The following is an 18,148-nucleotide window of genomic DNA, read 5'->3' as shown; positions in this document are numbered from 1 at the left end:
GGAGCGTACGCGTACGCTCCCCTCCCCATCGGCCTTCCGACGCAGGACCTCAGTGTTCCGCGCGGCCCAGGACCTGGTCCACGGGTCCGGACTCGGCCACCCGCCCCGCGTCCAGGACGACAATCCGGTCCGCGCAGCGAGCGGCCGCCGCCGGGTCGTGCGTGACCAGTACGACCGTCAGCCCCAGCGAGCTCCGCAGAGAGTCCAGCAGCGAGAGGACGGCGGCCCCCGTCTCCGGGTCGAGCGCCGAGGTGATCTCGTCACAGACCAGGACACGCGGACCGGCGGCCAACGCCCTGGCCAGATTCACCCGTTGGCGCTGGCCGCCGGAGAGCTCACCGGGCCTGCGCCGGAGCATCTCCGGTGTGAGGCCGACCAACGCGAGCAGCCGGTCCGCCTCCTGCTCCGCCCGCTCGGCCGGCAGCCGTCGTATCCCCGTCAGCGGGCGCAGCAGGGCGACACGCACCGATTCACGCGGGTTGAGCGCGCCACGCGCGTCCTGCGGTACGAGGTGAACCGCGCCGCCGCCGTCGGGATCCGGGGCGTCCTCCCGCCATATGACACTGCCGTGGGCGGGCCGGTGAAGCCCGGCGAGACAGCGGGCGAGGGTGGTCTTCCCCGAGCCGGACGGGCCCATCACCGCGGTGCAACTGCCGCCCTCGACGGTGAGAGAGACACCGTGCAGCACCGGCTCCCGGCCATGGACGGCCGTCAGTCCCCGCACGGACAGCCGCCCGCCGGAGCTCGGGCCGCCCGTGGCCCGGCCGCCGACCGGACCGTCCGGCCGGCCCCGTACGGGAGCGGTGGCCGACGGGGTCCGCGGGGAGCGGGGTGCGGCGATCCGGCCGTCCTCCAGCCGGATCACCTCGTCCGCCGCGGCGGCGATCCAGGCCGGATCGTGGCTGACCAGCACCGCGGCCCGGTCGCCGTGGCCCAGCACGTCGGCGAGCAGCCGGCGCATCCGGGCTGCCAGGACCGTGTCCAGGCTGCTGGTGGGTTCGTCCAGGACCAGCAGACTCGGCGAGCCCGCGAGCGCGAGAGCGAGAGCCACCCGCTGGGCCTGCCCGCCCGAGAGCTGATGCGGCAGGCGCCGCTGGAACGCCCGGTCGGCGGGCAGCCGTACCGAGGAGAGCAGCGACTCGACCTCCGCGCCCACCTCCCGGGCACCCGACACTCCCGACCGCAGTCGTACCGCCTCGGCCACCTGCTTGCCGATGCGCAGCGCGGGGTTGAGTGACGAGGCGGGGTCCTGGCCGAGGAACGACACCACCCGTCCCCGCAGCCTGCGGGCCTCCGCCCGGCCGAACGGGTCGAGCCCGGCCACCCGGACGGTGCCGCGGCGGCGTTCCAGGCCGGGGCGGACATGGCCGAGCAGGCTGAACGCGAGACTGCTCTTGCCGGAACCGGACCGCCCCACCACACCGAGCACCTGCCCGCGCGCCACGGACAGGGTGGCGTCGAGGAGGACGGGCGGGCCCCCGGTGACCGGACCGATCGTCAGTCCTCGGACCTCGGCGAGTGTGTCGCCGCCGGTCATACGGCGCCCCCGCCCACCGCGTCCGCCAGCCGTCCCGCCAGCAACCCGACGCAGACGGACAGCACCACCAGCAGCAAAGCCGGAGCGAGGAAGGGCGCCATCGCCAGGGACGCTCCCGGGATGTTCTCGTTCACCATGCGCCCCCAGTTGGGCGCCGACCCGCCACGGCCGAGGCCGAGAAAACCCGCGGTGGCCGCGAGGTGCAGTGAGGCGACCAGCCGGAGCGCGGTGTCCAGCAGGACGGGCCCGGCGATGTTGGGCAGCACGTCATGGCGCAGTACGGACCGCCCGCTGTCGCCCCTGGCCCGGGCGACCTCCACATATCCGCTGGTCAGGATGGCGTCCGCGGCAGCGCGCAGGACTCTGACCGAGAAGGGCGCGGTGGCCAGGGCGACGGCCGCGACAACCGCCGAGTCGCTGCCGGGAAAGCCGGCGGCCAGCACGAGGACGAGCAGGAGGGCCGGCAGCACGGCCAGCGCGTCGACCACCCGGAGGACGAGGTCGCCGAACCGCCGGGACACCAGGGCGGCCAGGACTCCGGCGGCCACACCGATGACGCCCGCGACCGCTGTCCCGGCCATGGCGATGAGCACGATCGTCCGGCCTCCGCTCAGCACCCGGCTCACGACGTCCCTGCCCAGGATGTCGGTCCCCAGGAGGAACTGCCCGTCCGGCCGCTGGAAGGGCGCCGCCAACTGCTCGGTGGGACTGTGCGGAGCGGCCAGTGGGCCCAGCAGCGCGAGCAGGACGACCAGGAGCGCGGGGGCCCCGGTGACCAGGAGCCACCGGCCCGGCCGCGCCGGGTGGCCACGCGGTACCCGCCGCTCCTCCGTCATGACACTCGTCATCCGTCGTGCCTTCCTCGCGCGTCGAGCGAGCGCGCGCAGATGTCTCCCAGCAGGAGGATCACCAGCATCACCGCGGCGAGAGCGGTGGCGATGCCCTGGACCATCGGAATGTCCCGTGCGGCCACGGCCAGCCGCAGTTCGCGGCCGATCCCCGGGTAGTCGAAGACGCTCTCGACGACCACGGCGGAGCCGACCAGCGCGCCGGTGGTGAGGGTGAGCGCCTGGACGGCCGGCCCCGCCGCGTTGGGGAGGATGTGGCGCACCGCGAGGCGCACTCCGCGTACACCGTTCAGCCGGGCCGATTCGCCGTACGGCGTGGCCGCCACATCCGCGACGGAGACACGGAAGAGCCTGGTGGCCACGGCCAGGCCGACGGCGCTGAGGGTCAGGACGGGCAGCACCAGTGCGAGCGGCACATCGAGCGGTGTACCGCCCAGCGGTACGAGCGACACCTGCGGCAGCAGCCGGAGCCAGACCGCCGCCACCGTGATCAGCAGCGACGCGAGTACGAACTCGGGTATTCCGGCGGCGACTTGCGCTGCGGCCGAGACCCATCGGTCGGCGGCGCCGCCGCGCAGCCCGGTCCAGAGACCGAGCAGCGCGGCCAGCGGCGCGGTGACGGCGAGGGTCAGGCCCGCCAGCAACAGGCTGTTGGGCAGCCGGGTGGTGAGGACGTCCCTGACCGCGCGATGCCCCACGAAGCCGGTACCCAGGTCGCCGCGGACGGCGCCCGACACCCAGGCGCCGTAACGCTCGGCGGCGGGCCGGTCCAGACCGAGTTCGGCACGGACCTCGGCGCGTTCCGCCGGCGAGGCGTCCACCCCGGCGACCGCGCTGACCGCGTCGCCCGGCAGTACAGCCGTGGCCGCGAAGATCGCCGCCGACAGCACCACCAGCAGAACGGCCGCGCCGGCCAGACGACGGCCCACGAAGGAGAGCCAGCTCACGCCAGGGACGCCTGGGAGAAGCCCGGGAACTGCTCGAAGAGGTCGTCCTGTATCCCACTGACCCTCTTGGTCTGGGCGTTCAGATTCGGCTTGAAGGCGGGCAGCACCTGGTTTCCCTCCTCCCAGCGCTCGCGTTGTGCCCGCGCGCCCATCTCCCTGGCCTTGCCCTGGTCGCTCTGGGCACGTGCCTGCGCCACCAGGGCATCGACCGCGGGCCGCTTCCAGCCGAACGCCGACGGCGAGCCGGCGGCCGTGTTCATCTGGTAGGTCGACAGCGCGGGGATCGGCATCTGGTACGCGGCAGCCAGCGGCAGGCGGCTGTAGGCGGCGAAGTCGGCGAAGAGCTGCCCGGCCGGCAGCTCACGGACGGACGCCCGGACACCCACCTTCTTCAGGTCCTCGACGAAGAGCGTGGCCATTTCCACCATCCCCGGTGTCTCGGGACCCGTGGTCAGTACGACCTTCATTCCGTCGGCCCCGGCCGCCTTGAGCAGCCTTCGGGCCGCGGCCGGGTCGTGGGCACGCTGAGGCAGGCTCGCGGCGTAGTCCGGAAACCCTATGGCGGGCAGGTCATTGCCCACCTCGGCGTTTCCGTAGAACACCGTCCGCACCATCGCCTCACGGTCCGCGGCGAGCTTGAACGCCTCACGTACCCGCGGATCGTCGAACGGCTTGACGCCCATGTTCATCTGGAACGACAGCCCGACCAGATACGGGCTCTTCGTGGGGACGAGTTCGACGTTCGCGCTGTCCGCGAGGGTGCGTGCGGTGACGGGTGACAGGTCGTGCGCGAAATCGACCTCGCCGCTGGTGAGCGCACCGGCGCGGGCCGTCGAGTCCGCGATCGACCGCAGCTCCAGGCCGTCGAGACGGGGCACATGACCGTAGTGCTCGTCGTAGCGCGTGAACACCGCGCCCTGGCCCGGTGTGAACTCGCTGAGCTTGAAGGGTCCACAGCTCGGCATGCCCGGGGCGAAGTGTTTCGTCCCGTCCTTGACGATCAGGAAGTTGCCCTGGCACAGGATCATGCGACCGTCCGCGATGGGCCGGCGTGTGGGCAGTACGACCTTGAGGTCGCCGTCCGCCCTGGCGCGCGAAAGATCGAAATTCGCCGCGGCGAGCTTGTAGACGGGCAGCATGCTGTTGCCGGCGAGGACGGACAGCGAGTGCAGGATGTCGGTGGAGGTCAGCTTCGAGCCGTCGGTGAAACGGACGCCGGGCCGGATGTGCAGGGTGTACGTGGACAAGTCCTTCGCCATGTCGATGCCCTTGAGCACGCCGTAGCGGACGCCGTCGGGTGCGGTGGGATCGAGATTGCCCAGCGTGCCGTGCCAGGCCCGGGCGCGGACCAGGTCCAGTGCCGAGGGACCGTTGAAGAAGTCGAGCGTCTCGGAGGCACCGCCTCCGACGAAGGCCGCGCGAAGCGTACCTCCGGTGCGGGATGTGGAGCCGTTCTTCGTCTTCGGGTCGAGCGCGGGATCGTCCGTAGAACACGCCGCCAGCAGGCCGGGCCCCAACGCCAGGGCCGCGGCCCCGGTGGCGCTGCGGCGGAGGAAGGCGCGGCGGTCGAACTGTCTGGACATGCTTCTCCTTGACGATCTGCTGAACTGAACGAAGTGGGCGCACGGGCGGGCGTGGAACACCGGCCGCGTGCGGAGTGAGAGGGCAGCGCCGGCGCCCGGGCCGCGAAACCGGACGGGCCGTCACACGGTGACGGTCCCGGGCACCCCACGTCGGCGGGGGCGGCCTGTGGCGCGGGGGTGGTGCACGTACGTCAGTCCTCCGCACCCCGACGCAGGGTGACAGCGCCGGACGGGCAGGCCCGGACGGCATCGCGTACGGCACGCAGCTCCGAGGCGGGCGGTGTCTCGTCCAGCACGACCACCAGACCGTCGTCGTCCCCCTGGTCGAAGACGGCCGGCGCGGCAAGCACGCATTGTCCCGCTCCCACGCAGAGATGCCGCTCGGCACTGACCCGCTCCGGCCCGACCGCCTGGCTTGTCGCGCTCACGCAGACCTCTCCTCCACCGCCTCGATGGCGCTGCTGGCGCGGCGCCCTTCCTACGCTAATTGATAATGACATCCATATTCAACACTTGGAGACAGGTCTCTTCCGCGAGGGGGCCGGGTGCGGCGTGGAATGCCCGTCGGCAGCCGCCCGGACGGCCCGGATCGGAGAGGTCGCCCGAGGGCCGCCAACCCGTGACCGCCGGAACTCCGGGCGGCTCAGAGGCCGAAGGCGCCGCCCTCGACCAGGATCAGCAGACCGAGCGTGACAAGCACCAGGGGAAGCAGGATGTGTCCCCAGCGGCCGAGGGTCCTGGCAATGACCGGTCGGGTGGCGAAGAACCGACCCGCGACACACCACACGCCGACCAGGACGAGGAAGACGACGGCGTACAGGCTCGTCCCGCCGGCGCCGGCGGTGGCGAAGACCGGGACGTAGACGCCGATGTTGTCGCCGCCGTTGGCGAACGTGACCGCGGCGACCTCCCACTGGTTCGGACCGCCGCCCTCCTTCACCTCGCCGTCAGCGCCGTCAGCGCCGTCAGCGTCGTCACGGTGAGCGCTCCAGGCTTGCCAGGCCGCCTTGAGACCGAGCACCAGCGGAAGCAGACCGAGATAAGGAATGACCGCCCCGGGCAGGAACGAGGCACCGAAGGCGGCAGCGACGGCGACGGCGAGGATCGCCATGAAGCCGAGGTACTGCCCGAGGACGATCCGGCCGGCCGCGCCCCGGTGACCGGCTCCCCGGGCGAAGAACAGGGACAGGATCAGAATGTCGTCGACGTTCGTGACGGCGAACAGGCCGACCGCCTGCCCGGTGATGCCCACGTTCACAGGCCGGTCACGTCCTCCGCCCGACGACTACGACGCGATGACCCTACGCGGGACGTCGGGGCGCCATGGCAGCCCGCCCCTCCGTCCCGCACTTCGGACGCCCGGCTCCGGCGCCCCCGGGCCGGTCCGGTACCTCAGGACCTCCAGTCGATCTTGAAGACCCAGGCATGCCGCCCCGCCTTGCGGGCCGCCGCCGGTACGTCCACGACCAGCGCGCCGTTGGCCGTACGCCAGGTCAGCGGCCGGTGATGACCCAGCATGGTGATGCGGTCGCCGGGCCTGACGGGCACCGGCGCGCCGACCGTGAGGGTGCTGCCCGGCTCGGCCAGGGAGTGGATGTAGAACGCCTCGTTGGGCTTGACGGTGAAGCGCAGGTCCTCGCCGAGCTGCGGCATCCTCGCCCAGTACGTACTGCCGTAGATCGCCTCGCCGTTGACCTTGAGCCACTCCCCCGTCTCACGGAGCCTGCGCTCCATGATCTCCGGGATGGTGCCGTCGGCACGCGGTCCGATGTCCAGTAGGAAGTTGCCGTTCTTGGAGACGATGTCGACCAGGGAGTGGATGACCTCCTCCGTCGTCATATAGCGGTCGTCGGGTGTGGCGCGGTTGTAGCCGTACGAGCGCGGGTCCAGGCCCCTGCTGGCCTCCCACTTGGCGGTGACGACGGTGTCGTACGTCGTGTATTCGGGTGTGGTGAAGTCGTGCGGGGCGATGCCCGAACGGTCGTTGACGGTCACGCCGATCGGCCGGGCGCGGTTCTTCGCGTGGTTGAAGTACTCGGCAAGCACCCGGTGGCTGTCGTTGTCACCGCCGATGTCACACCAGATGACCTCTGGGTCGTAGTTCTCGATCAGCTCCAGCATCTGCGGGGCCTGGAGATCCCTGATGTAGTCCTTGCCCGCCGCATGGCCGGTGTACGGCAGGGGTTCGAGGGTGTACGGATTGCGCGGCGCGTGCCCCTGCCAGGGGCTGTCCGGGTTGAACCACTCCGGCATCGAGAAGTACAGGCCCCGGTGGAGTTCCGGCGCGTAGCGGCGTGAGGCATCGAAGAGTTCCCTGACGATGTCCCTCCTCGGCCCCATCTTCACGGAGTTGCGGTCGGACACCTTGGTGTCCCACAACGCGAAGCCTTCGTGGTGTTTGGACGTCAGGACGTGGTACTGGGCGCCCGCGTCGCGGAAGAGCTCGACCCAGGCGCGCGGGTCGAACCGTTCGGCGCGGAACTGGGGGATGAAGTCGTCGTAGGCGAAGGACTCACCGTAGGTGTCACGGTGGTAGGCGTAGGTGGGATTGGCGGGGTCCTGCATCTGGGCCCAGTACCACTCGGCGTACTGGACGCCGACCGGCGCCCAGGCGGGCACCGAGTAGACCCCCCAGTGGATGAAGATCCCGAACTTGGCGTCCTGGAACCAGTAGGGCGCCTGATGCGTGTTCAGGGAATCGTCCGTGGGCCGGTAGTCGGGCACCCCGAGGGTCAGGTCGAGAGCGGTGCCGGCGGCGCGCCGGCCATGGCTGGTGACGGTGATCCGGCCGCCGCGGCCGGTGCCGGGTACCGTGCCCGGCGAGGACCGGATGCCGATGGTGACGCGGGCCTGGTCGCCCGGAGAGAGCCTGGTGACCTTCCCCGGCGAGACGGTACGGGCGCCCGGGACGTCCACGGAGAGGGTGAGCGCGTCGGAGGCGAGGATGCCGACCGTGCCCGCGTTGACGACGGTGGCCTCGACACTCTGCGCGCCGTTGTCGAGCAGGGATGTCGTCGAGTGCGCGCTTCGCAGCGACAGCGCCCGGCCCTCGGCCACCGGCTGCAAGGACAGCGCGAAGATGTGCAGGGACGAACTGCCCTCGGTGGCGGCGTGGGTGACGGGCAGGGTGACGGCCACGGCTTCCCTGGCCGGGTCCATGGCGAGCTCGGACGTACCGATGACCACCCGGTGTTGGTCCTTGGAGCCGTTCGGATCGTAGCGGTACGGCGCGGTCAGTGCCCCGGTGCCGGAGTACCAGTCGGATCCGCCGAGTCCGGCGCTGGTGGTGGTGCCGTCGGCGTAGTGGACGGTGGCGGTGCCCGACGTGGCGCCATAGCTGCAGGAGGTGAGGAACAAGGCCGAGAGATAACGGCCCGGGGGCAGGTCGACGCGCTGTCCCAGCGCGACAATGTTGTTCTTGGCACCGGTCGCCGAGGCGGGGAAGAGATAGGCGATGCCGTCGATCTCCACTTCCCCGGCGGGGAGTTCCTCGCCGGGGAAGGTGTATCCGGAGCCGTCGAAGTCGCCGCCGCGGACTCCGGCGGTGTCGATGCCGTCGTTGTCGAACCAGCTCTCCAGGGGCACGGGGACGGCCGGGGGAACGGTGCCCCAGTGGCCGCCGTGCTCCGTATGTCCCTGGACTGGTGCCGAGTCCGCGGTGAGCGCGCTCGCTTCGGCTGTGGCCGGGGCGATCAGAGCGGCGCCGATTGCCGCTCCTGCCGTCATTCCGAGTACCTGACGCCTGGGAAGTTCGGTCATGAGGTCCGATGATTGGAGCGAATTGACAACCTGTCAATGCCCCCTGCATGACATGGGACAACCACCCTCTCTCATCCATCCGATGAATGAATGCCCGGTGGGGACGGTGGCGTTGTGAAACGACAGACGGGCCGGGCCGGGCACACACACCGCGGCCGGACGCGGACCGGTGTCAGGCAGCGGACCAGGAACGCCGAATGCCCGCCGGCTCGGTGCCGGCGGGCATTCGGGGAAGGATCACACTTTCGACCGGCCGATGCGGGGTCCTTGACGCAGATGCCCCGGGCCGGACGGATTACAGGTGCGCGGGCCCCTGCTTGGGGTTCTCGCCGTAGGCGTTCGCGTTCGGCTCCCCCGCGCTCGCGAGGAAGACGAGCAGGATGATGCTGCCGACGAGCGGTATCAGACTGATGAAGACCCACCAGCCGCTCTTGCCGGTGTCGTGCAGCCTGCGCACGGTCACGGCGAGGGACGGGAGCAGGACGGCGAGCGTGTAAAGCAGGCTGAGAATGGTGTTCAGCCCCAGCACGGCATCCAGAATGGCCACCACAATGGCGACGATCAGGTTCAGCAGGTAGAACATCCAGAATTCCTGGCGCCGCGCGCGCCCGCTGAATCCGGCGTAGTTCTTGAGTACATCCACATACCAGTGCACTGCGTTCCCCCCCAAGGGCCCACGATGATGACCTGTCCCTATGGATCAGGCCAGGTGGCTGAAGATATGCGGCTTGAACTGGGCAGGTCAAATCGTACCGGGGCACCGCGCCGCGAATCCGCCTTCCACCACCGCCCGCCGCCGACACCCGAGTTCTCCGGCCACCTGCCGGGCCCCGTCGTCACCCCCCGCGAGCCGCGTGTCCGATGCCGGGTCCGCATCGTGAGCGAACGTCCACTCCCCGTCACTATGATCAGCAGCCGGCACCATTCGGCCGGAGACCATACGGCCGGGCGACCATACGGGGAGGGTCATGCGTAAGCAGTGGTACGTGCGGGCTGTGGGGACAGGACTGGGAGCGGCGCTGCTCGCCGGATGCGGCGGCGAGCCGGCGGGCACCGCCGCGCCCCTCGATCAGGCGCAGGTCCGGTCGGTACTGCCGGACGCGCAGGCCATGCCCGGCTGGAAGACCGCCGAGAAGGTCTCGTCCGGCGCCCTGGACACCACGTTCAAGCGGAGCGGCATCTGTCCCAACGAGGGCAACAAGGGCTGCGAGGGTGCCCGCTTCACCGGGGCCGTCACCTTCGAGCGCGCCGACAGCGACGCCCTCGCCGGTCTCTGGATGGTCGCCTACGAGGACGAACCTGCCGCCGAGGCCGCGTACGACGTGCTCTGGAAGGACACGGAGCGAAAAGCCGGCCAGGAGAAGGCCGATCTCGGCGCGGCGGGCGAGGAACGCGACGCGCTGCGCGGCACCGTCGACTCCCAGGGCACACAAGGGATCACGGGGCAGATACGCGTGGGGACGACAATCCTTCGGCTCGACACCTCCGCCCGCCACGAGGACCAGCTCGACCAGGGCTTCGTCAAGGACATCGCCGCGCTCTTCGCACGCCGCGCCCAGCAGGCCCAGAGCGGCGACCGCCCCTCGGCCGCACTCGACGACGTCCGGGACTGACGGCCACTCCCCCGCCGCCGCTCCGGGGCCTGTTGGTGCCGCCGCGAGATGCCGTGTGACCAAGGTCTGCCTCGTCATCCCTGTCGGGCACATCCGCCCGGCCTGCGGGCGGGATGTGCCGGACAGGGCCCGGGGCGCCACCGGATCCGCGATCCCCGTGCGGCCGGGGCCCGTTCAGCGGGGGGTGTCGCCGGTGTGGCGGAGGCGGTCGGTGTTGTGAGTGATGTCCTCGACGCGGGCCGCGAGGTCGGGGTGGGTGGCCTTGAGATGGGTGTGGGTGTCGGTGAGGGGAGCGATGAGGTTGGCGGAGTCATTGTCGGCGAGGGCGTCGGCCAGCCGGGCCAGGGGTGTGCGGGCACGCGTGGGCAGGTCGGTGAGCGCGGTGATCTGTCCGGCGAGTTGACGGAGCTCGGCGGCGTGGGCACGGGCCCAGGCGGTGACGGTACGGTCGGCGGCGCGGCGGTCGCGGGTGGCTTGTACGCGCTGTTCGCCGGTGGTGCCGGGCGTCCCGGGGCGTACGCGCAGGTAGCGGCGCTCGGCGGCCTGGCGGCTGGCGACGCCCAGGGGGTGGGCGAGGTCGGCCCAGCTCGAACCCGCCGCCCGGGCCGCTTCGATCAGGCCGGATTCCCATCCCGCGAGCTGGTCGCGCAGTTCACGCAGCAGGAGCAGCGCGGCCAGAGCCTGGTCCGCGCTGGCGTGGGTGTCGTCCTGCGGGTGCGTTCCTGTCCGTGGGTCCTGGGCGGTACGGACGGCTTCGTCGATCGCGTTCAGCGCCGCTTCGGCGGCGAAGAACGAAGTGGGGTCACGGGGCTCGGGGCTGGTGGTCACGGCGTTCCTCCCAAGACTGTCGCCCTGTGGACGACACTTCACTTGTCATCGTTCGGATGACATGTTACAACGGTGTCAGACCGAACGCATTGGCAGTTCCTGCCAGACCTGTGGAGGTGTATCGCGATGTTGATGCGCACTGACCCGTTCCGTGAACTCGACCGGCTCGCCCAGCAGCTCACAGGAGTCAGCGGCACCTGGTCCAGGCCCTCGGCCATGCCGATGGACGCCTACCGCGAAGGCGAGGACTACGTCATCGCCCTCGACCTGCCCGGCGTCACCAAGGACGCGATCGACATCGACGTCGAGCGGAACATGCTCACCGTCAAGGCCGAACGCCGCCCCACCGCCAAGGCCGACGACGTACAGATCGAACTCACCGAACGACCCCTGGGCGTCTTCTCCCGCCAGCTCGTCCTGGCCGACACCCTCGACACCGAACGCATCACCGCCGACTACGACGCGGGAGTACTCACCCTGCGCATCCCCATCGCCGAACGCGCCAAGCCCCGCAAGATCACCATCGGCGGACCGACCGAACACAAGCAGCTCAACCGCTGACACACCCGCACCCCGCACCACACCCACCGCGGAGGACGGGACACCCCCCTCACACCCCGTCCTCCGCACCACCCCCCGACACACCGAACACCCACCGACCGCCTGGGGGGGGCACACCGACCTCGGGGGGGCGCCGCCGGGACGTTTCCCCGGCCGTCGCGGACAGAGGCTGATCAGCCACCGACCACACATGGGGGCCGGGGAGTTCCTCCCCAGCCCCCGTCCGCGTCTGTTCCCTGCCGGTCCGCCGCGCCTCCGCCGGGGGCCCGTTTCCCGGGGCCCCGGACGATGCTTCCCGCGGGTTTCTGCCGACGTGCTCCGGGCACGCGGCCGACATGGAGAGAAACGAAGAGGTTGTGGAGACGCGCGGCAACCAGCACCACATCGTGCTCGCGGCCGACACCAACGGCGACGGCAAGCCGGACGTCTGGATGACGGACACCACCGGCGACGGCACGGCGGACCTGTACCAGTTCGACACCACCGGGGACGGCGGCGTCGACGTCACCGTGGTCGAGCGCACGGCCGAGGCCGGCGAGGACCGCGTCGTGGTCGAGGGCGACGGTGGGCATCCGGTGACCGACTGACGCCCTCCGGGGCCCGCCCGGCCCACGGCACGAATCCGGCGCCGGTCCGACCTCCCGTCACTCGGAAACGGGCCCGGTGGTCCTTCGGGGGCATCCGGCCCAACGTCAGGTCCGGCCGCGTTAGCCGGCACCTTCCCCGGGAACGCGTTTCCGGAGACGGGCGGGCGGGGGCTCACCGGCTGGGCCTCCCCGACGCCGGATGAAAGGTGCCTCATGTCGATCAAGGTGTCCGACCACATCCTTCAGCGGCTGCGCGAGTGGGGGGTCAGTCATGTCTTCGCCTATCCGGGTGACGGCATCAATGGTCTGCTCGCCGCCTGGGGACGGACCGAGGACAAGCCGAGGTTCATCCAGGCCAGGCACGAGGAGATGGCCGCCTTCCAGGCCGTCGGTTACGCGAAGTTCTCCGGCAAGGTCGGAGTGTGCGCGGCGACCTCGGGCCCTGGCGCGATCCATTTGCTGAACGGCCTGTACGACGCCAAGCTCGACCATGTGCCCGTGGTGGCGATCGTCGGCCAGACCAACCGCAGTGCCCTGGGCGGCTCGTACCAGCAGGAAGTCGACCTGCTGAGCCTCTACAAGGACGTCGCCTCCGACTTCTGCGAGATGGTGACCGTCCCCGAGCAGCTCCCCAACGTCATCGACAGGGCCATGCGCACGGCGTACACCAAGAGGACGGTGACGGCCGTCATCGTCCCCGCCGATGTGCAGGAACTCGACTACACGCCGCCGACCCACGCCTTCAAAATGGTGCCGTCCAGCCTGGGCGTCGCCTCGTACGCGCCGGTCCCGGCGTCGGCCGACCTCTCCCGCGCCGCCGAGCTGCTCAACGCGGGTGAGAAGGTCGCCGTGCTGATCGGGCAGGGTGCGCGCGGCGCACGGGCGCAGATCGAGCAACTCGCCGACACGCTCGGCGCCGGAGTGGCCAAGGCCCTGCTGGGCAAGGACGCGCTTCCCGACGATCTGCCGTATGTGACCGGGGCGATCGGACTGCTGGGCACCCGGCCCTCGTACGAACTGATGCGGGACTGCGACACCCTGCTCGTGGTCGGGTCGAGTTTCCCGTACAGCCAGTTCCTGCCCGAATTCGGCCAGGCCCGTGCCGTTCAGATCGACATCGATCCCTTTATGGTCGGTCTGCGCTATCCGTTCGAGGTGAACCTCGTGGGAGACGCCCGCTCGACGCTGGAGGCCCTGCTGCCCCTGCTGGAGCGCAAGGAACACGGCACGTGGCGCGAGACGATCGAGCGGAACACGGCGCACTGGTGGGAGGTCATGCGCCGCCGCGCCGCCGTGGACGCGGATCCCATCAACCCCGAGTACGTCGTCCACGCGCTGGACGCGCTCCTTCCCGACGATGTGATCCTGGCCGCCGACTCCGGCTCCGCCGCCAACTGGTACGCCCGGCATCTGCGGATGCGCGGCGCGATGCGTGGGTCGCTCTCCGGCACGCTCGCCACCATGGGGCCCGGAGTGCCCTATGTCATCGGCGCGAAGTTCGCCCACCCGGACCGGCCCGCCGTGGCGCTGGTGGGGGACGGGGCCATGCAGATGAACGGCATGGCGGAGCTGATCACCGCGGCCAAGTACTGGCGGGAGTGGGACGATCCCCGGCTGGTCGTGGCGGTACTCAACAACCAGGACCTCAATCAGGTGACCTGGGAGATGCGCGCCATGTCCGGCGCTCCGCAGTTCCTTCCCTCACAGGCCCTTCCCGATGTGCCGTACGCGGACTTCGCCCGCTCCGTCGGGCTGGACGGCGTACGCGTCGAGAAACCCGGCGAGGTCGAGGCCGCCTGGCAGCGGGGACTCTCCGCCGACCGGCCCTTCGTCATCGACTTCCGCACCGACCCCGCCGTACCGCCCATCCCTCCGCACGCGACGCTCGACCAGATCGAGGCGGCGGCCTCCGCCGTCCTCAAGGGCGACAGCGACAGGGAGGCGATGATCAGGCAGGGCTTCAAGGCGAAGATCCAGGAGATGCTGCCCGGCCACCGCCGGCACGAGGACTGATCGGCTCGCGCCGGGGGCCTCCGCCTCGCGCTGGCGCTGTGCCGTAAACCGTCCTGGCCGGCCCCTGTACTGCGGGGCCGGCCAGGACGAAGCTCCGGACGGGGCACGGAGCGGTACCGCGCGGGGTCAGGCGTGCGCGCGGCTGCGGCCCGTGACAAGTCGGTAGATCAGCAGCACGATCACGGAACCGATGATCGCGGCGATCCATGTCGAGAGGTCGAAGAACCCGTCGATCGAATCCACGTTGAAGATCACCTTGCCGAGGAAGCCGCCGAGGAGACCACCGACTATGCCCAGCAGCATGGTCACGATGATCCCGCCGGGGTCCTTGCCGGGAACTATGGCCTTGGCGATGATGCCGGCGAGCAGTCCGATGATGATCCAGGCGATGATGCCCATGGCACTACCTTCCTCAGTCCTTGAACGCGGAGACTTATACGTTCCTTACGGCCTGGGTGTGACCCGTAAAACCGGACCCAAACGCGGGAACCAAAAAATCCCTGCGGACAGAACAGCAGCCACCGGGAGCTCAGTCTCGCGGGCTGCCAAATGTCTCGACCGCCGCGGCGGTGCGCAGTGCCTCCAGGACCTCCGCCTGCCGGCCGGCACGCTGGAGGAGCCCGTCGAGTCGGGCGGTGTCGAGCCGGCTGTCGGTGTCTGCGATGGCACGCAGCGAACGCCAGCAGGAGGTCTTGCCTTCTACTCCCAGGCGCATCATCTCAAGGTCGAGAACGTCGCTGAGCGGTGAGCGCGAGAGCAGGTGGCCGTTCAGCTTGAGCCGTCCGGCCTTCTCCGCCAGCCATCCCAGGGCGGTCTTCGCGCGCTGAACAGGGATACCGAGGTCGGCCATGATCTGCTGAAGAGCGGCCCTGTCCGAGGCCACCTCTTCGGCCAGCTCGGCCAGTTGGGGACCCCTGCTGCGGCCGCGCTGGGCGCGTGCGGCGCGGCGCAGCAATTCCACCCCGCCGGTCGCGCCGGCGAGGTGGTCGTTGAGGTAGATGCCCAGCAGGCGAGGGGTACCGAATGGCGTGGTTGAGCGTTCCATGGTGGACCGTCCTCTGCGGGAGATGGGATGGCGGCGGGAGTCCGTGAGGCGGTGCCTCCCGGGCCCCTCGCCGGTCATGAGGACTCCTCACTCGGAGCGTGGACTCATAAATTACGTTCTTCCAGCGCATCCGGCACGACAGCGCTTCGAGCGGTGGGCTCATCGGGCCGTTCTCCCGCTGTCGGAGGCGGGAATGTCGATCTTTTCGAGGGGCCGGACCGCCGGGCCCTGGAGGACGGATCCATCAACACCGAATCGCGATCCATGACACGGACACTCCCAAGCCTTCTCACCCCGGTTGAAGGAGACGAGGCACCCCAGGTGGGTGCAGCGGGCCGAGACAGCCCTGGCCGAGCCCTCCTCGTCGCGGTAGACGGCACAGGTCCGGCCGTTGAGACGTACCACCGCTCCCTCGCCGGGCGCGACCTCGGCCACCGAGTCCACGTGTGTGGTGCGCAGCCGGTCGCCGACGAAGTGTTTGGCCACCTCGGCCTGTTGTGTGATCAGCGTCGGAACCTCTTTCAGGATGCTCTTCAGGCGGCGCGGGTCGTACAGGGCTGCCCAGGCGGGTGCCCGCCCCTGCACCAGGTCGGCGATCAGCTGACCCGCCAGCACGCCTCCGCTCATCCCCCAGCCTCCGAAGCCGGTTGCCACGTAGGTGTGGCGGGCGGCCGCGTGGAAGGGTCCGACGAACGGGATGTGATCCGTCGAGTCATTGTCCTGCGCGGCCCACCGGTAGGCGGTGTTCCCGACGGGAAAGCGCTCGCGCATCCAGGCGTCGAGCCGCTGGAAGCCGGCTCCGGCGTCCCCCGTACCGGGCGTGAAACTCTCTCCCGTGACAATGAGGAGTCGCTGACCGTCCGCCAGCGGGGCGGAGCGGACTGAGCGCTTTCCCTCCTCCTCGGTGATGTACATACCGTCCGGCGCCTGGTCGGCGGAGAGGGGCGCCGCCACAACGAGTTCACGGCGCGGCGCCAGACGGGTGAAGAGCAGAGCACGGTCGAAGACCGGGTAGTGGGTGGCGACGACGACGTCCCGCGCTGTGACGGTCCGGCCCGATTCCGCCGTGATCCGGCAGGGTGTGCCCTCGGACAGACCGGTGATCCTGGTGCGCTCGAAGATGGAGCCGCCGTTCGCCCGGATGTCCTCGGCAAGGGCGAGCAAGTACTTACGGGGGTGGAACTGAGCCTGGTGATCGACCCGCACCGCGCCATGGACGGGAAACGGGAGCCCGGTGTGCTTCACATAGGCCGCGGGCAGCCCCGCGGCGGATGCCGCCTCGGCCTCGGCGGCCAGCACCGGACCGGCGGCCGGGTCGGTGGCGTACGTGTAGGCACTCGCCCGTTCGAAGTCACAGTCGATGCCCAGGGTGTCGACGATCTCCGCCACGCGTTCCACGGCGGCCTGCTGTGAACGCGCGTACAGGCCCGCGGCCTCCGCCCCCTGCCTTCGGCGCAGTCGGCCGTACACCAGGGTGTGCAGTGCGGTCACCTTCGCTGTCGTGTAGCCCGAGACCCCGGCGGCGATGCGGTCGGCTTCCAGTACGGCGACCGTCCGGCCCGTCCGGCCGAGTTCCCAGGCGGTGCTCAGCCCCGCGATACCGCCGCCGACCACCGCGACATCGACGCTGAGGTCTTCCGCCAGAGGCGGGTAGGACGTGGTACGGCTGGTTTCCATCCAGAACGAGTCGTTGTAGCCGGGGAGCTCGGATCCATCGGATTCGTATGTCACGGGGTCCACTTTCGTAGGCTCGACCACTGCGGCCGCCCACCCGTGCCGGCCCCGGGACCCCTGCGATCCCAGGACCATGTGGCGGCACCATGTGGCGGCCCTTCTCCGCGCCCGGCGGCGAGCTCCGCAGATCGAATCCCCACCGCCATCCACCATCCCTACCGGCTTTCACCCGGTTTCGCTCGGCGGCGCGGGTGCCGTGTTTCACGGTCATGGCCGTCGGCGCGTTCGCCGAGACCTGAGCGATCACCCGGCCGCGTATCGGGGGCCGGCCCTCGCCCAGCTCGATACCACCATCCCGAACCGCCGCCACCGGGGCATGCGGCCGAATCGGGGTACCCGACTGGGCTCCGCCTCCCGCATGGGGAGAGTTGGACGTCGCCGGCGATCAGATCGGGGCGTTCTCGGTCGCCGGAGGCACGACACACGGACGGAGGACCATGAGCGGTCCTTCCACGGCCGCCGCCATGGCGAAGGGGAACCGGTCGACCTCCAGGCAGAGCGCAACGTCATCAGGGTGGACGCCTTGGCGCACCCCCGCCGCCAGCTCGGCAGCGGCGCGCGACTCGGCAGCGCGGCGGAGGAACTCAGCGGGGTCCGTCCCCGCCCCGGTGGTCCTCCGGGCGATGTACTGCGCGCACGCCAGATCTTCATCGGCCTGCCCTTCCTCGCCGGTGACCACGAACGTGACGCTGTCGCTCCCGTGTGTCCGCAAGAGCCGAGCCGTCGCCTCCGCCACCACAAAGCCGGCGCACAGCACCAGTGACGCGTCCTTGACCGCGAGGGCGCCGACCGTGCCCGCCGTGGTCTTCTGCACAACGGTCCGTCCGCCGAGGTCGGCGGACCGCAGCAGGCCCGGCGAGTTGACCATGTCGAACCCGGGCGCGTGCGGACCGTCTTTGAGCGCCACCCAATCCGGATGGGAAGCCTTGAGGGCCAGCGCTTCGTCCAGCGACTCAGCGAGAACGATCTTTTCCGCCCCCCGGCCGAACGCCCAGGCGGCCACGGTGAAAGCACGCATGACATCGACCACGACCGCCACGGACGGGACTTCGACCAGATCAGCGATGCCAAGGAACCGAGCGTCCATGCCGAT

The 18,148-nt window shown here is 70.3% G+C and carries 17 protein-coding genes; 4 read left to right on the top strand and 13 right to left on the bottom strand.

What is annotated here, in order from left to right:
* Positions 1-49: 49 nt before the first annotated feature.
* The 8 genes from ABZ707_RS07030 to ABZ707_RS06995 form a co-directional block, all read right to left on the bottom strand.
* Positions 50-1,537 carry an ATP-binding cassette domain-containing protein gene (locus tag ABZ707_RS07030; RefSeq protein ID WP_360169039.1) on the bottom strand — a complete coding sequence of 496 codons (1,488 nt, stop codon included), beginning with the start codon at positions 1,535-1,537 and terminating at the stop codon, positions 50-52.
* Positions 1,534-2,385 (bottom strand): ABC transporter permease subunit, encoded by an 852-nt coding sequence (locus tag ABZ707_RS07025; protein ID WP_360169036.1) that lies wholly within the window; start codon positions 2,383-2,385, stop codon positions 1,534-1,536. The genes ABZ707_RS07030 and ABZ707_RS07025 overlap by 4 nt, the downstream gene beginning before the upstream one ends.
* Positions 2,382-3,332, bottom strand: a complete 951-nt coding sequence (locus ABZ707_RS07020; RefSeq protein WP_360169033.1) for an ABC transporter permease — start codon at positions 3,330-3,332, stop codon at positions 2,382-2,384. The genes ABZ707_RS07025 and ABZ707_RS07020 overlap by 4 nt, the downstream gene beginning before the upstream one ends.
* Complete coding sequence (locus tag ABZ707_RS07015; protein WP_360169030.1) at positions 3,329-4,915, bottom strand: ABC transporter substrate-binding protein; 1,587 nt, start codon at positions 4,913-4,915, stop codon at positions 3,329-3,331. The genes ABZ707_RS07020 and ABZ707_RS07015 overlap by 4 nt, the downstream gene beginning before the upstream one ends.
* Positions 4,916-5,106: 191 nt before the next feature.
* Positions 5,107-5,343 (bottom strand): ferredoxin, encoded by a 237-nt coding sequence (locus ABZ707_RS07010; protein ID WP_360169027.1) that lies wholly within the window; start codon positions 5,341-5,343, stop codon positions 5,107-5,109.
* A gap of 215 nt (positions 5,344-5,558) precedes the next feature.
* Entirely contained in the window at positions 5,559-6,173 is a 615-nt protein-coding gene (locus ABZ707_RS07005) for a cadmium resistance transporter (protein ID WP_360169024.1), read from the bottom strand.
* Positions 6,174-6,307: 134 nt separating this feature from the next.
* Positions 6,308-8,674: an alpha-L-fucosidase gene (locus tag ABZ707_RS07000; RefSeq protein WP_360169021.1), complete on the bottom strand. Its 2,367-nt coding sequence runs from the start codon at positions 8,672-8,674 to the stop codon at positions 6,308-6,310.
* Between the two features lie 295 nt (positions 8,675-8,969).
* The gene (locus ABZ707_RS06995; protein WP_360169883.1) at positions 8,970-9,329 is read right to left on the bottom strand and encodes a DUF805 domain-containing protein; all 360 of its coding nucleotides are present in this window, start codon (positions 9,327-9,329) and stop codon (positions 8,970-8,972) included.
* Positions 9,330-9,642: 313 nt separating this feature from the next.
* Between ABZ707_RS06995 and ABZ707_RS06990 the strand changes: the two genes are divergently transcribed.
* Positions 9,643-10,287: a hypothetical protein gene (locus ABZ707_RS06990; protein WP_360169018.1), complete on the top strand. Its 645-nt coding sequence runs from the start codon at positions 9,643-9,645 to the stop codon at positions 10,285-10,287.
* A 174-nt stretch (positions 10,288-10,461) separates the two neighbouring features.
* Here the strand turns inward: ABZ707_RS06990 and ABZ707_RS06985 are convergent, their stop codons facing one another.
* Positions 10,462-11,115: a type III effector protein gene (locus ABZ707_RS06985; protein ID WP_360169015.1), complete on the bottom strand. Its 654-nt coding sequence runs from the start codon at positions 11,113-11,115 to the stop codon at positions 10,462-10,464.
* A gap of 126 nt (positions 11,116-11,241) precedes the next feature.
* Here ABZ707_RS06985 and ABZ707_RS06980 point away from each other — a divergent pair, with 126 nt between their 5' ends.
* The 3 genes from ABZ707_RS06980 to ABZ707_RS06970 all read left to right on the top strand — a co-directional run bounded on the left by ABZ707_RS06980 (position 11,242) and on the right by ABZ707_RS06970 (position 14,276).
* Positions 11,242-11,676, top strand: coding sequence for an Hsp20/alpha crystallin family protein (locus ABZ707_RS06980; RefSeq protein WP_360169012.1), 435 nt, complete (start codon positions 11,242-11,244; stop codon positions 11,674-11,676).
* 335 nt (positions 11,677-12,011) lie between these two features.
* The gene (locus ABZ707_RS06975; protein WP_360169008.1) at positions 12,012-12,263 is read left to right on the top strand and encodes a hypothetical protein; all 252 of its coding nucleotides are present in this window, start codon (positions 12,012-12,014) and stop codon (positions 12,261-12,263) included.
* Positions 12,264-12,476: 213 nt separating this feature from the next.
* Positions 12,477-14,276 carry a thiamine pyrophosphate-requiring protein gene (locus ABZ707_RS06970; RefSeq protein WP_360169005.1) on the top strand — a complete coding sequence of 600 codons (1,800 nt, stop codon included), beginning with the start codon at positions 12,477-12,479 and terminating at the stop codon, positions 14,274-14,276.
* 126 nt (positions 14,277-14,402) lie between these two features.
* Here the strand turns inward: ABZ707_RS06970 and ABZ707_RS06965 are convergent, their stop codons facing one another.
* The 4 genes from ABZ707_RS06965 to ABZ707_RS06950 all read right to left on the bottom strand — a co-directional run bounded on the left by ABZ707_RS06965 (position 14,403) and on the right by ABZ707_RS06950 (position 18,142).
* Positions 14,403-14,675 carry a GlsB/YeaQ/YmgE family stress response membrane protein gene (locus ABZ707_RS06965; protein WP_360169002.1) on the bottom strand — a complete coding sequence of 91 codons (273 nt, stop codon included), beginning with the start codon at positions 14,673-14,675 and terminating at the stop codon, positions 14,403-14,405.
* A gap of 130 nt (positions 14,676-14,805) precedes the next feature.
* A complete protein-coding gene (locus tag ABZ707_RS06960; RefSeq protein ID WP_360168999.1) occupies positions 14,806-15,321 on the bottom strand; it encodes a hypothetical protein in 516 nt (171 codons plus the stop codon).
* A gap of 159 nt (positions 15,322-15,480) precedes the next feature.
* A complete protein-coding gene (locus tag ABZ707_RS06955) occupies positions 15,481-16,998 on the bottom strand; it encodes an FAD-dependent oxidoreductase (protein ID WP_360169880.1) in 1,518 nt (505 codons plus the stop codon).
* A gap of 442 nt (positions 16,999-17,440) precedes the next feature.
* Complete coding sequence (locus tag ABZ707_RS06950) at positions 17,441-18,142, bottom strand: 2-phosphosulfolactate phosphatase (protein ID WP_360168996.1); 702 nt, start codon at positions 18,140-18,142, stop codon at positions 17,441-17,443.
* Positions 18,143-18,148 lie beyond the last annotated feature (6 nt).

Origin of the sequence: Streptomyces sp. NPDC006923, assembly GCF_040635655.1 — a bacterium.
Taxonomy (GTDB): Bacteria; Actinomycetota; Actinomycetes; order Streptomycetales; family Streptomycetaceae; genus Streptomyces.
This window is presented reverse-complemented; position numbering and strand designations above follow the sequence as displayed.